Source organism: Loktanella sp. DJP18 (genome assembly GCF_049310965.1).
In the GTDB taxonomy this organism is placed as follows: Bacteria; Pseudomonadota; Alphaproteobacteria; order Rhodobacterales; family Rhodobacteraceae; genus Loktanella.
Genome location: NZ_JBMERN010000103.1, coordinates 1 through 13,078 on the forward strand (window position 1 = coordinate 1; position 13,078 = coordinate 13,078).

At 64.8% G+C, this 13,078-nt stretch carries 10 protein-coding genes and 1 pseudogene; 1 reads left to right on the forward strand and 10 read right to left on the reverse strand.

Annotated elements, in window-relative coordinates; all coding sequences use genetic code 11:
- Positions 1–199: 199 nt before the first annotated feature.
- Positions 200–2,500, reverse strand: coding sequence for a Tex family protein (locus ACOI1H_RS19595; protein WP_422439516.1), 2,301 nt, complete (start codon positions 2,498–2,500; stop codon positions 200–202).
- 125 nt (positions 2,501–2,625) lie between these two features.
- Between ACOI1H_RS19595 and ACOI1H_RS19600 the strand changes: the two genes are divergently transcribed.
- Complete coding sequence (locus tag ACOI1H_RS19600) at positions 2,626–3,126, forward strand: CIA30 family protein (protein WP_422439517.1); 501 nt, start codon at positions 2,626–2,628, stop codon at positions 3,124–3,126.
- On the opposite strand, the gene ACOI1H_RS19605 is transcribed toward ACOI1H_RS19600, so the two are convergent.
- The 9 genes and pseudogenes from ACOI1H_RS19605 to ACOI1H_RS19645 form a co-directional block, all read right to left on the reverse strand.
- Positions 3,072–5,642, reverse strand: coding sequence for an HWE histidine kinase domain-containing protein (locus ACOI1H_RS19605; RefSeq protein ID WP_422439518.1), 2,571 nt, complete (start codon positions 5,640–5,642; stop codon positions 3,072–3,074). The genes ACOI1H_RS19600 and ACOI1H_RS19605 overlap by 55 nt on opposite strands.
- A complete protein-coding gene (locus tag ACOI1H_RS19610; RefSeq protein ID WP_422439519.1) occupies positions 5,639–6,250 on the reverse strand; it encodes a hypothetical protein in 612 nt (203 codons plus the stop codon). Before ACOI1H_RS19610 ends, ACOI1H_RS19605 begins: the two co-directional genes overlap by 4 nt.
- 105 nt (positions 6,251–6,355) lie before the next feature.
- Positions 6,356–7,585, reverse strand: coding sequence for a lytic murein transglycosylase (locus ACOI1H_RS19615; RefSeq protein WP_422439520.1), 1,230 nt, complete (start codon positions 7,583–7,585; stop codon positions 6,356–6,358).
- A gap of 40 nt (positions 7,586–7,625) precedes the next feature.
- A pseudogene (locus ACOI1H_RS19620) lies at positions 7,626–9,359 on the reverse strand (SulP family inorganic anion transporter).
- A 56-nt stretch (positions 9,360–9,415) separates the two neighbouring features.
- On the reverse strand, positions 9,416–11,086 hold the full coding sequence (locus ACOI1H_RS19625) for a TIGR01244 family sulfur transferase (protein WP_422439521.1): 1,671 nt from the start codon (positions 11,084–11,086) through the stop codon (positions 9,416–9,418).
- Positions 11,087–11,111: 25 nt separating this feature from the next.
- Positions 11,112–11,996, reverse strand: a complete 885-nt coding sequence (locus tag ACOI1H_RS19630) for an MBL fold metallo-hydrolase (protein WP_422439522.1) — start codon at positions 11,994–11,996, stop codon at positions 11,112–11,114.
- 13 nt (positions 11,997–12,009) lie between these two features.
- The gene (locus ACOI1H_RS19635) at positions 12,010–12,444 is read right to left on the reverse strand and encodes a DUF6691 family protein (protein WP_422439523.1); all 435 of its coding nucleotides are present in this window, start codon (positions 12,442–12,444) and stop codon (positions 12,010–12,012) included.
- A 3-nt stretch (positions 12,445–12,447) separates the two neighbouring features.
- A complete protein-coding gene (locus ACOI1H_RS19640) occupies positions 12,448–12,879 on the reverse strand; it encodes a YeeE/YedE family protein (protein ID WP_422439525.1) in 432 nt (143 codons plus the stop codon).
- Positions 12,879–13,078, reverse strand: a 200-nt coding sequence (locus tag ACOI1H_RS19645; RefSeq protein ID WP_422439524.1) for a YgaP family membrane protein, incomplete at its 5' end; no start/stop codon positions are given. The genes ACOI1H_RS19640 and ACOI1H_RS19645, both read right to left, overlap by 1 nt.

Genomic DNA, 13,078 nt, shown 5'->3' on the forward strand with positions numbered 1-13,078 from the left:
TTATCGTCCGCATCAAGATCACCAGGACCCATCCGCGTCACCAACACACACATCGCTGCGCCGCCGGTGAGGGGCTACTTACGAGCAGTGAACGCAACGCGCAAGAGGAAAATTCGAGAAAATCGCTCCGTTGCCGACCTTTTTTCAAACCGCCCATGAAACAGGCATGCGCCCGTTCTCTGCCCGTCACTGACCACGGCTACCTGCGCCCCTTCAACGCGGCAGCCAGTGCCTGTGCCAGGGCACCGTCAGCCTGCGCTGGAACTGCCGCTTTCGGCACCGGCGTCGGGACCCGCGTGGCGGGCCTGTCCTGTGCCCTTGTCGCGGGCTGTCCCGCTGTGTCCTTGCGCATCGTCAGACTGATCCGCTTGCGGGGCACGTCCACCTCGGTCACGCGCACACGGACGACGTCGCCGGCCTTCACCACCGCGTGCGGGTCCTTGACGAACTTGTCCGCAAGCTGGCTGACGTGGACGAGGCCGTCCTGATGCACACCGATGTCCACGAAGGCTCCGAAGGCCGCGACATTCGTGACGGTGCCTTCCAGCGACATGCCCGGCTTCAGGTCGCCGATGCTGTCGATCCCGTCGGCAAAGGTCGCGGTCCTGAAATCCGGGCGCGGGTCTCGGCCCGGCTTTTCGAGCTCTGCCAGAATATCGCGCACCGTCGGCAGGCCAAAACTCTCGTCCACGAACTGCTCTGCGCGCAGACCGGACAGGACCGCACCGTCGCCCATGATGGCGCGCAAGTCACGGCCGCAGGCCTGCACGATGCGTCGCGCAACGCCGTAGGCCTCCGGGTGGACGGCAGAGGCGTCGAGCGGCTCTGTCCCGTCACGCACGCGCAGGAAGCCTGCGCATTGTTCGAACGCCTTCGGCCCAAGGCCCGCAACCTTGAGAAGCGCCTTGCGTGACGCAAATGCGCCGTGGCTGTCGCGGTGGGCCACGATGGCCTGCGCGAGTGTCGGACCGACGCCGGCGACTCGGGCCAGCAGCGGGGCAGAGGCCATGTTCAGGTCCACGCCGACCGCGTTCACCGCATCCTCGACCACCGCGTCCAGCGACTGCGCCAGACGGCGCTGGTCGACGTCGTGCTGATACTGGCCGACACCGATCGCCTCGGGCGAAATCTTGACCAGTTCGGCCAGCGGGTCCTGCAGGCGGCGCGCGATCGAGACTGCACCCCGGATCGACACGTCGAGGTCGGGGAATTCGCGCGCTGCCAGTTCGGACGCGGAATAGACCGAGGCCCCTGCTTCGGACACGATGGCCTTGGCGGGGCGCGGACCCGCTGGAAGCGCCTTGATGACGTCGTCGACCAGCCGTTCGGATTCGCGGCTAGCGGTGCCATTGCCGATGGCGACCAGCCCGACGCCGTGACGCTGGATCAGATCGGTCAGCGTGGCCGACGCTCCGCGCAGATCGTTGCGCGGCTGAAACGGATAGACCGTCGCGGTGTCCAGCACCTTGCCGGTTTTGTCCACCACGGCCACCTTACACCCGGTCCGGATCCCGGGATCGAGGCCGAGCGTCGCCTTCCCCCCGGCAGGGGCAGCCAGCAGCAGATCGCGCAGGTTGCGGGCAAAGACGTCGATGGCGGCATCGTGCGCGCGTCTGCGCAGATCGCCCATCAGGTCCATGAACATCGCGAGGCTCAGCTTGACCTTCCAGGCCCAGGCCACCACATCGCGCAACCAGACATCGCCCGGCGCCTGCCCCCGAATGCCGATCCGGCCCGCGATTATGTCCAGGATGCGCGGCAACGTCACGTCCGGGTCAGGTGCGATATCGACGCTCACGATCTCTTCCTTCGAGGCGCGCAGGATGGCCAGGGCGCGGTGTGCCGGAATTTTCGCCCACTTCTCGCGGTGGTCGAAATAGTCCGAGAACTTGGCCCCCACCTCCTCCTTGCCCTTGATGATCTTCGCCGTGATGTCAGCTTCGTCCTGCATGATCTGGCGCAGGCGACCCAGCAGGCCGGCGTCTTCGGACAGTTCCTCGACCAGGATGTCGCGGGCCCCGGCCAGGGCCTCTTTCGGCGTCGGGACTGCTTCTGATAAATAAGCGCCAGCCAGCGTGTCGGGCATGGCCGAACGGTCGGCGAGGACCGCGCGCAGCAAGGGATCGAGGCCATTTTCCCTTGCGATCATGGCTTTCGTGCGCCGCTTGGGCTTGAAGGGCAGATACAGGTCTTCCAGCGTGGCCTTGGTATCGGCGGCGTGGATCATGCGGGCAAGCGCATCGGTCAGCTTTCCCTGCTCCTTGACCGACGAGAGGATCGCGGCCCGCCGCTTTTCAAGCTCGCGCAGATATCCCAGACGCTCGTTCAGGTCGCGCAGTTGCGTATCGTCAAGGCCGCCCGTGGCTTCCTTGCGGTAGCGGGCGACAAAGGGAACCGTGGCTCCACCGTCCAGCAGATCCACGGCGGCACTGACCTGATCGGCGCGCGCCCCGATTTCCGTGGCGATGATGCGGGTGATGCGTTGGGCGACGGGATCCACGGGAAATTCTCCTGCTGAAGTGACCCCGTCTGATACCCTTTGGCCTGCCAACAGCCAAGGGCAGCTGTGCCTGCGGCCGCGCCGGCCTAGGTGCAGATCAAGGAATTCGGAAAGGACATGCCGTCATGAACCTGAAGTGGGACTACGTTGCCGATACCGTCATGGGCGGGGTGTCTCGGGGGCATGTCGAAGAGGTGGTGATCGCGGGCCGCACCGCCATGCGTCTGACGGGTGACGTCTCGCTCGACAATGACGGCGGGTTCATCCAGATGGCGGCCGATCTGCCGCCCGACCACGGTGCCGCGGACTTCTCGGGGATCGAGATCGACCTTTTCGGCAACGATGAGGTCTACGATCTGCGGCTGCGCACAACGGACCTGACGCGCCCCTGGCAATCCTTCCGCACCGAACGTCTTGTCTCGCCGGGCTGGTCGACCTACCGCGTTTCTTTTGCGGACCTGACACCGCATCGCACACAAGAGACCTTTCACCGCCTGCACCTGCGCCGGATCGGGGTCGTGGCGATCGGGCGCAGGTTTCACGCGGATGTCGCCGTGGCTGGCGTCAGGCTTTATCGCGGCGATGAAACCTGCGCGATCGCGGCGGGCAGCTCGCGCCTGCCGTAGGGCTTCTGCACGATCGGGCAGGCCGGATAGGTCGCCGCAATGTCGGCAGACCCGCCATAGCCGGTAGCCAGAACGAAGGGGATGCCAAGAGCGTGCAACGCCTCGGCCACGGGCAGCGATTGTTCGTTGCCAAGGTTGACGTCGAGCAACGCAAAGGCGAAATCATGCGTCTTGATCTGTGCGAGGGCCGTGGTCACGTTCGCGGCGATGACGACATCGGATGCACCCATGTCCTGCAGATGCGCCTCTGCATCCATAGCGATGATCAGCGAATCCTCGACGACAAGAACGGTCGCGCCCGCCAACAGGACACCTTCTGGCACCGGCGGTGCCACGGGGACCGGCGGGCTTGCCGTACCTGCGGACGCGTCGAACTTGATGAAGCGGGGGGGCACCCGAAACTGCGCGACAACGCCGGTCGTCCCGTAGCTGATGGTCGCCTCACCCTGCAATTCATGCGGCAGCGACTTCGTGATGATCGTCGTGCCAAAGCCTCGGCGTGTGGGCGCCATGACCGGTGGACCGGCCCGTTCCGCCCAGCGCAGGATCAGTCCGCCCGCGGGATCGAGCGACAGGGTCAGGTCGATCCGCCCGACCGCGTTGCTGAGTGCGCCGTATTTCACCGCGTTGGTGGCCATTTCATGCAGCACCAGCGCCAGTACCGTATGCGCCGTTGGCGAGATCATGACATCCGGCCCGCTGACCTGCACCCGGTCTTGGCGGTCGCCGGCGTAGGCGTCCAGTTCCAGTCGGATCAGTTCCTTGATCGGTGACGGTGCCCATTGATCCTTTGTCAGCAGGTCGTGCGCCCGGGCCAGCGACTGAATCCGGCCTTCGAGGCGCTGCCCGAAGTCGAGGACCGACTCCGCCGACCCCTGCGTCTGTCCGATCAGACCGCGCATCAGGTTCAGGATATTGCGGACACGGTGGTTCAGTTCCGCAATCAGCAATTCCTGCTGCTCTTGCCCCCGCCGGCGCTGTTCGCTGATCGCGTCCGTGATCTTGAGGAAGATTTCCAGCATGATCGTGCGCAGCATCGTTGCGGCCAGAATGTCCTGATCCGACCAGGGCGCGCTGCGACCGGCCACCGTGACCGACCAGGCGGCAAAGCTCTCGCGCGGCGTCAGACGCGTGCCGTTCGGGCCCACCGTCACCGGTTTATCGGGATTCCCCGCCCACTTCTGCTCTGACAGGACCGGCTTGCGGAACAGCACGACGTAATCCTTGGGCTGGCGGGAAATCGGGATCGCGATCAGGCCCGCGCAGACACGGGCCATGTCCTGCGATGCCGTGAACGTCTCGGGCATGTTCGACGTTGCGATCACGCTTGTCGCATCACCAGCATCCATCGCGTCGACCAGCGCCATGAAGTCGGATTCCGACGGCACGTCGCCCGTCAGGTGCAGGCGCTGTTCGTGGTAGATTGCAAGCCCGTCATGGGCGATGACCTTGGCAAGATCGTGCGAAATCGCGATCAGACTGTCGGTCAGCGATGTGTCGTTGGCCAGATGCGCCATCATCTGCGCCTGGACGCGCTGCATGTGATCCTTCGTCTGCGTGCGCGCTGCGTCTTCCAGCCGAGACAGTTCGTAGGAAAACAGGTGCGCGAACATCTCGATCGCCGTGCGGGTCTGATAATCGACATAGTGCGGGCCGTCGCTGTGACAGGCAAACAGGCCCCAAAGCTTGCCAAATCGCATGATCGACACGGACATGGACGCCTGCACGCCCATGTTGCGCAGATACTCGATGTGGATCGGCGACACGGCCCGCGTGACCGACAGGGACAAGTCCAGCGGTGCCCCGCCCTCGGTCCGGTCGGGCAGGATCGACGCGCCCGCGTCGTTGACGTCGGCAATCATCCGCAGCAGCGACCGCGCATAAAGCGCCCGCGCCTGCACCGGAATGTCCGACGCCGGAAAGTTCAGTCCAAGGTACCGGTGCTGCCCGTCCTCGCGATCCTCGGCCACGACACGGCCCGACTGGTCCGGTTGAAACTGATAGACCATGACGCTGTCAAAGCCCGAGATCGCGCGCAGGCCCGCGGCCGCATCCCGCGCGAGGTCGGCCAGATCGGTATGGTCTTCGATCCGGGCGATATGCGGAAACACCTCTGACATGACGTCGGTGTGGCGTGCTGCGTTGACGGGTTCGCACTCGATCACAAACAGATCGCCGCTTTGGTGAACCGACACATCCATGCGCGACCGCCCCGCGATCAAGCCGATATCGAACAGCCGCACTGTCGCGTCCGGCGGGCCAAGTCGCGCGATGGCGGTACCAAGTTGATTGAAGGCGTCGGTGGTGATCACCGTGTCGATCCGCTGCCCGATCACATCGGCGACGTCCAACCCGACAATCGCCGGCAGGCTGGCAGAGGCGTGGCGGCAGACCATGTCGCGGGACAGCGCCAGCAGGGCACCGTAGGACTGGACGCGGCCCAGTTGGTGGATCGGTTCCCGATCGCAGTTCGTGAGGTCGACCGTTTGCGGCGTAACGGGAATGGCGGTGGTCAAAGTCTTGTCCTTGCGCTGATCAGGTCCGCACTGGCCGCAATGGCAAGATCGAACAGATGAAACCCGGCGTCGACATCCGCAATCAGCCTGCGCGCCAGCGCGGTATCCTGCGGTATGGCATTCAGATCGGCAATGACACGGGCCCAGACCGCGTCATATGCGGCATTCTCTGCGAAATGCAGGGGGATCGCCGCATCAGGGGTGCGTTCCAGCAGGCGGCGCACGACGGCGTTGCCCCGGCGCCCACCGAAGATCAGATAGTCGACGGCCAGCGGATGAAGGGTACGGGCGGCTTGGCCACCCAATGGCGGCACATGAATCCGCGCGATGCAGCAATCGACTCGCAACGTAGCGACAAGACGGTGCGCCGCCGGATGCGCATCGGGAGAGGCAGCCAGCAAGGCCTCGTGCGCGCAAAGCTGTGCACCGAGAAAGAACGGGAGTTCACCAGACGGATCATGCAGGAACGGCTGAAACCCCCGCTCTGCCCGCAAGTGCGCCCGTTGGCTCGCTGCTTTCAGAATGGCGGCGAACGGCTTGCTTGTGTCCTGCCGATCTTCGCAAGTCACGGCATTGCGGCTGTGAGGCGCGCGCGCGTCAGCCGTCACGGGCCAGTCTCCGTCAATCTCATGTCATCGGCCCAATCCGCTGTCCTTCACCACCGCAGATACTGCGGGAACGCGCAAGGTCCAACGCCGATCTGACGGCCTTCGTCATCGACCCAACGCCAAGACAAGGCTGGCATCCGGAAAGCATGTCGGCGGCTGACCCGCGGAGGCCTGCCAAAGCCCGATCGACCGCCGCGTCCGGAACCCCGCAAGGCCGTCCGCACCACCCGTATCGAACCCCTGTGCCATCAGCCCGCGCTGGATCGCGGCCACATCCGATCGCAGCAAGCCGCCCACATCGCCCCAGCGACCCGCGAAATCGCCGACGCCGTAGGCGATGCGGTCGCCGACATGGCCCACGAACAGTGCGTAGAGGTCACTCGTGTTGTAATCCTTCAGGACGTAGAAATTCGGCGTCACGATGAACGCCGGTCCGTTGCGCCCCGCCGGCATCATCAGGAAACCCGCGCCGGTCAATTCGGTCGCCGGGAACGGCTTGCCACCGACCCGTGTGACCCCCATCGCGGCCCAATCGGCAATGGCGCGGCCCTGATCCGGTCCTTCAAGGGCGCATGATACCTGCGTCGGGACGGTCACCTCGAACCCCCAATCCCGCCCACCTTGCCAGCCATGACGCGCCAGATAGGTGCCGATGGAAGCGATGGTATCCGCCTCCGACCCCCAGATATCGGCGCGGCCATCGCCGTCACCGTCGGTTGCATGGGTCAGGTAGTTCGTCGGCATGAATTGCGGCTGCCCCAGCGCCCCCGCCCAGGAACTTCGCATCGCGCGGGGTGCCATGCCGGTCTGGGCGATGCGCAGGGCCGCCACCAATTCTTCGGTGAAATAAGGCGCGCGGGTGGACATGAAGCCCTTGGTTCCCAACACCTCGAACACGTTGTGCGGGATGTCGGCGCGGCCATAACCGCTTTCCCGACCCCAGATCGCGAGGATGATGTGCCCCGGCACCCCCGTCGCCCGTTCCACTGTCGCCAGTGTCGTCGCATGACGCTGCGCCATCTGGCGGCCCGTGCTGGTGGCACCGGTCATGCTCCCCTGATTGAAATACTTGGCCGGCGCGCCGAATTCGCTTTGCCGCTGATCCTGCGCAGTAGGCGGTGGCATAACCGGCGGCACGAGATCGGGCAGGTCCCAGTTCAGCGAAACACCGGCGAAGGCCGCGTCGAACGTGCTGCGGTCAACGCCCTGCCGGGTGGCCTGCGGCCAGACGACCTGCTCCAGCCAGCCGCGAAACTGCGCCTCGACCGTGGCACGGGTCTGGGCCACGACCAGCGAGGGGAACAGCAGAACGGCAAGAAGCAGGGCGATGCGCATGGGCCATGCTGACCACGGCCCCGCGCGCTTGTCAAAGCGGTCAGGCGACCTCTGGCGCTGGTTTGCGCAGCCGCTCGATTGCCTCATACTGCGAAAGGTAAATCTGACCGGTCATGTGGGACAGGAAAGTGCTGCGCTTCAGCTTGTCCATCACCGGCCCCTTTACCTCGGATAGGTGCAGGCGGATGTCCATGTCGGACAACCGGGCCGTCAGCGCCTCCAGGCTTTCGAGCGCACTGAAATCGACGTCGTTCACGGCGGAACACATCAGCACGACTTCCCTGATCGCGCTGTCGCGGGTCACACGGTCCAGCACATAGTTTTCAAGGAAACGCGCATTGGCGAAATACAGGCTTTCGTCGATCCGCAGGGTCAGGATCGTCGGATCGGTCAGCACGGCATGGCGGTTGATGTTGCGGAAATGCTGGGTGCCGGGGATGCAGCCGACCTCAGCCACATGCGGCTTCGACGTCTTGTAAAGGTGCAGCAGGATCGACAGGATCACGCCCGCCGACACGCCGGCTTCCACCCCGAACCACAGGGTCGCAAGGATCGTGACCAGCACAGCGGCGAAATCGGCACGGGAATAGGTCCAGCTTGTCTTCAGGATCGTGAAGTCCACGAGGCTCAGCACCGCCACGATAATGGTCGCCGCCAACGTCGCGTTGGGCAGGAAATAGATCAGCGGCGTCAGCGCAAAGGCCGCAATGGCAAGACCTGCGGCCGTATAGGCACCGGCAGCGGGCGTCTCGGCTCCGGCATCGTAGTTCACGACCGAGCGCTAGAACCCGCCCGTCACCGGAAAGCCGCCCGTCAGCGCCGCGGCGACGTTTGCCGCCCCCAGCCCTATCAGCTCCTGATCCGGGTCGATGCGCTGCCGCTTCTTCGCCGCCAGCGTCTGCGCCACGGAAATCGATTCCACGAACCCGATGACCGAGATCAGCAGCGCGGGCAGCAGCAATTGCCCGATCAGCGTGGGCGAGAACGATGGCAGTGTCAGTGGCGGCAGGCTTTGCGGCACACTGCCCACGATCTTGACGCCCTGCCCGGTCAGATCGAATCCCCAGACCGCGAGGGTCGTCACAACCACGGCCAGCACCGGCCCGGCCTTGGTCAACGCCCCCGCCAGCCCCTGTGACACACCCCACCGGCGCAGAAGCAGGTTCAGTCCGCGGCGCACCCAGAACAGGAAGGCCGTCGCACCGCCACCGATGATCAGCGTGATCGGGTTCGCATCACCCAGATTCTCGCCCAGCGTCGTCAGCAATTCCGGCAGCGTGTCCCCTGACGCACTGATGCCAAGGATATGCTTCAACTGGCTCAATGCGATCAGGATGCCCGACGCGGTGATGAAGCCTGCGACCACCGGGTGCGACAGGAAGTTCGCAAGGAAGCCTAGGCGGAACACGCCCATCAAGATCATCATGCCGCCCGACAGCGCCGCCAGCGTCAAGGCCGCGACTGCATATCCCATCGTGCCCTGGTCCGCGACATTGCCGATCGCCGCCGCGGTCATCAGCGACACCACCGCCACCGGCCCCACCGCCAACGCCCGGCTGGTTCCGAAGATCGCGTAAAGGATGATCGGCGCGATGGAGGCGTAAAGCCCTGCCTCGGGCGGCAGCCCGGCCAGCATGGCATAGGCCAGCGACTGCGGGATCAACATGATCGTCACGATCACTGCGGCGACAAGATCGTTGGACAGATTGGCACGGGTGTAGGTCCGGCCCCAGGTCAGGATCGGCAGATAGCGTGCAAGCGAGGCGGTCGTCATGACAGGGGGCTTTCAAGGCAGGGACGCGCCGGGGATCGCCCCCGGTGCGTTGGATCTCAGGCTGGCGTCTTTTCCGGTTCGGCCATCCATTCGCGCCCTTTCAGCATGGCGTGCCAGTAGACCTGCGGCAGCCCCTGCGCCTTCAACGTCCAGGCCAGGCGACTGGGCTTCGTGCCGTCGATCAGCCAGGTCGGAAAGCTTGGCAGCAGCTTGCCGCCATAGCCGAATTCGGCCAGCACGATCTTGCCACGCTCTACCGTCAGCGGGCAGGACCCGTAGCCGTCATAGATCGCGGCCGCGGATTTGCCGGCGATGTCCGCGATCACGTTGGCGGCCACGACCGGGGCCTGCTTGCGGGCGGCGGCCATCGTCTTGGCATTCGGCGCGTTCATCACGTCGCCAAGGCTCCAGATATTCTCGTAGGTCTTGTGCCGCAGGGTGGCCTGATCCACGTCGATCCAGCCCGCTGCATCCGCCAAGGACGAATTGCGGATGAAGGCAGGGGCCCGCTGCGGCGGGCAGACATGGATCATGTCGAAATCGACAGTGACCTCGGTCGGGTCGGTGTCGGGTTTCGTCACCTTGAAGGTCGCGGTCCTTGCATCGCCGTCCACCGCCGTCAGCGTATGAAAGAAGTTCAAGGTCGCATCGTATTTTGCGATGTAGTCCATCAGCGCCGGCACATATTCCTTGACGCCGAACAGCACGCCGCCGGCATTCATGAACTGGATGTCGATGTCCTTCAGAACGCCACGCCGAAACCATGCGTCGCCGGACAGATACATCGCCTTCTGCGGCGCACCGGCGCATTTGATCGGCATGGGAGGCTGGGTAAAGATCGCGCGGCCCGCCTTCATCCCCTGCACCAGTTTCCAGGTATAGGGGGCCAGATCATAGCGATAGTTCGAGGTGACGCCGTTGCGGCCCAGCGTCTCGCTTAACCCTGCGATGCCGTCCCAGTTCAGTTCCAGCCCCGGACAGACGATCAGGCGGGCATAGCCGACGACGCGCCCGTCGCCCAGAATGACCGCGTCGGCGTCGGGCGTGAACGCGGCCACCGCCGCCTTGATCCATGTGACGCCAGCCGGAATCAGCGTGTCGGTCTGCCGCTTCGTGTCCTTCGCGTCGAACACGCCGGCGCCCACCATCGTCCAGCCGGGCTGATAGTAATGCACCGTCGAAGGATCAATGATCGTGATCTCCAGCCTCTTCTTGCGCGACAGCAGGCTGGCGGCGACCGCGATTCCGGCAGAACCGGCGCCGACGATGACGATGTCGGCGCGGACATCGGGGGCCGCTATCTTCTTGTCCGTGACAGCAGCGATCTGCGCCACGATCGAAGCCATGTCGTAACCGGCGGCTTGCGTCCGGGCCAGCAGGTCAGCGGCGGGACGCTTTTCCGCCTCTGCCCGCGTCCACAGGGTGGCAGAACGCGTGCCGGACTTGCAGAATGCCAGCACCGGACCCGGCAAATCGGCAAGCGCCTTGGCAAAGGCTGCAACGTCCGCTTCGGTGATCTGCCCCGACACGACGGGGATATGTGCGACCCTCAAGCCCGCGGCCTCTGCCGCCCCCTTGATCTCGGCGATTGATGGCTGGTCGGCGCTTTCGCCGTCGGGGCGGTTGCTGATGACGCTGGCAAAGCCCGCCGCCTTGATTGCGGCCAGATCGTCGACCGCGATCTGCGGTGCGACAGACACGTCCTTCGTGATTTCTCGGATGTCCATTGCAATGACCCTTTCCGGGGACGTCTTACAAACCGTTGACCGGCACCTTCAGCATGACGTTGCCGTCCTTGTCGCGCGGCAATTCACCCGCGCGCATGTTCACCTGAAGCGACGGGATGATCAGCTTTGGCACCGCAAGCGTGGCATCGCGTTCTGTGCGGAACTTGACGAAATCCGCCTTCGACGCACCGTTGCCGACGTGGATGTTGTGGGCCTTCTCCTCGCCCACGGTGGTTTCCCACTGGATGTCGCGGCCGTTCGGGCCGTAGTCGTGGCACATGAACAGGCGCATGTCGTCCGGCAGTGCCAGCACCCGCTGGATGCTGTCGTAAAGCGTCGCCGCGTCGCCGCCGGGAAAGTCGGCACGGGCCGATCCGCCGTCGGGCATGAACAGCGTGTCGCCGACGAAGGCGGCGTTGCCGATTACATGCACCATGCAGGCGGGCGTGTGGCCCGGCGTGTAGATCGCAAAGGCCTGCATCGTGCCGATGGTGTAGGTGTCGCCATCCTTGAACAACGCGTCGAACTGCGACCCGTCACGCTGGAATTCGGTGCCTTCGTTGAAGATCTTGCCGAAGGTCTCTTGCACGACCATGATCTTGTCGCCGATGCCGATCTTGCCGCCCAGTGCATCCTGGATGTAGGGCGCGGCGGACAGGTGGTCGGCGTGGACGTGCGTCTCGATCTGCCATTCCAGCGTCAGGCCGTTGTCGCGCACGAAGGCGATCATCGCATCGGCGTGGTCATAGGTGATGCGTCCAGCGGCATAATCGATGTCCATCACGCTGTCGATGATCGCGCAGGACGTCGAATTCGGGTCCTTGACCACATAGCTGATGGTGTTGGTCGCCTCATCGAAAAAGGCTGTGACCTCGGGTATGACGGTCATGTCGACGGGAAAATCGGTCATGTCGTGATCCTTTCTAGGCGTTGGCGGCGCGGGGTGCGCGCGCTGTGGTGATGCCGCGGGCCAGCAGGATACCAGCCAACAGGGCACCGACAAAGATGAAGACAGACGCATCGCCCGTGCCGATCGCAGGCAGCGCGCCGCCGGGACAGAAGCCCGCGATGCCCCAGCCGATCCCGAACACGGCGGACCCGCCCAGCAGGCGCACGTCGATCACGCGGCTGGTCGGCAGGTGAAAGCGGTCCTCCAGCACGGGCATCGGTCGCTTCAGCACGAAACGGTAGCCCAGGAAGGTCACGATCACCGCCCCGCCCATCACCAATGCCAGACTCGGGTCCCAGGTTCCGGCAAGGTCGAAGAAGTTCAGCACCTTGGCCGGATTCGCCATGCCGGAAATCGCGATGCCGACCCCAAAGATCAGGCCGGTCAGATACAGGCTCAGGTAACGCATGGATCAAGCTCCGATCACGTGGCGAATGACGTAGACGGTGGCGGCGGTGGCGGCCATGAAGGTCACGACAGAGGCGGCCGATCGCGGCGACAGACGCGCCAGCCCGCAGACCCCGTGGCCCGACGTGCAGCCCGACGAGAACGTGACGCCGACGCCGACCAGCAAACCGCCGACAACCAGCGCCGTCGTGGAGACCGGCACATCGACCGCCGGCATGGTGCCGGTCAGCGCGAGGACCAGCAGCGGACCGCTGATCATGCCCAGCAGCAGGATCGCCCGCCAGGTAAAGTCGGACCTGTTGCCCGGTGCGATCAGCCCCGTCAGGATGCCCGTCGCCCCGAAGATGCGGCCATGCAGGCCCATCAACAGCACGGCGGACAACCCGATCAGGGCACCGCCACCCAGCGATTGCAGGGGGGTAAACGCGGTCTCCATCATTTCACCGGGCAGGTGTTGAGTCCCAGCAGGCCATACAGCGGGCAAAAGCGGAACAGCGCCGTCCCAACCATCACGAGGCCGACGATCGTCGCCAGCGTCACCACGAGGGTGCCGTGAAAGACGGCGATAGGCGCGATCCACGCCAGAGCGAGCAGGACAACCCCGAGCACAAGGCGGAGGGCGCGGTCGGTCTTAC

Coding starts and splice junctions, on each gene's coding strand:
- ACOI1H_RS19640 (WP_422439525.1), bottom strand. CDS start 12,879: ATGGAGACCGCGTTTACCCCCCTGCAATCGCTGGGTGGCGGTGCCCTG.
- ACOI1H_RS19625 (WP_422439521.1), bottom strand. CDS start 11,086: ATGGACATCCGAGAAATCACGAAGGACGTGTCTGTCGCACCGCAGATC.
- ACOI1H_RS19635 (WP_422439523.1), bottom strand. CDS start 12,444: ATGCGTTACCTGAGCCTGTATCTGACCGGCCTGATCTTTGGGGTCGGC.
- ACOI1H_RS19600 (WP_422439517.1), top strand. CDS start 2,626: ATGAACCTGAAGTGGGACTACGTTGCCGATACCGTCATGGGCGGGGTG.
- ACOI1H_RS19615 (WP_422439520.1), bottom strand. CDS start 7,585: ATGCGCATCGCCCTGCTTCTTGCCGTTCTGCTGTTCCCCTCGCTGGTC.
- ACOI1H_RS19630 (WP_422439522.1), bottom strand. CDS start 11,996: ATGACCGATTTTCCCGTCGACATGACCGTCATACCCGAGGTCACAGCC.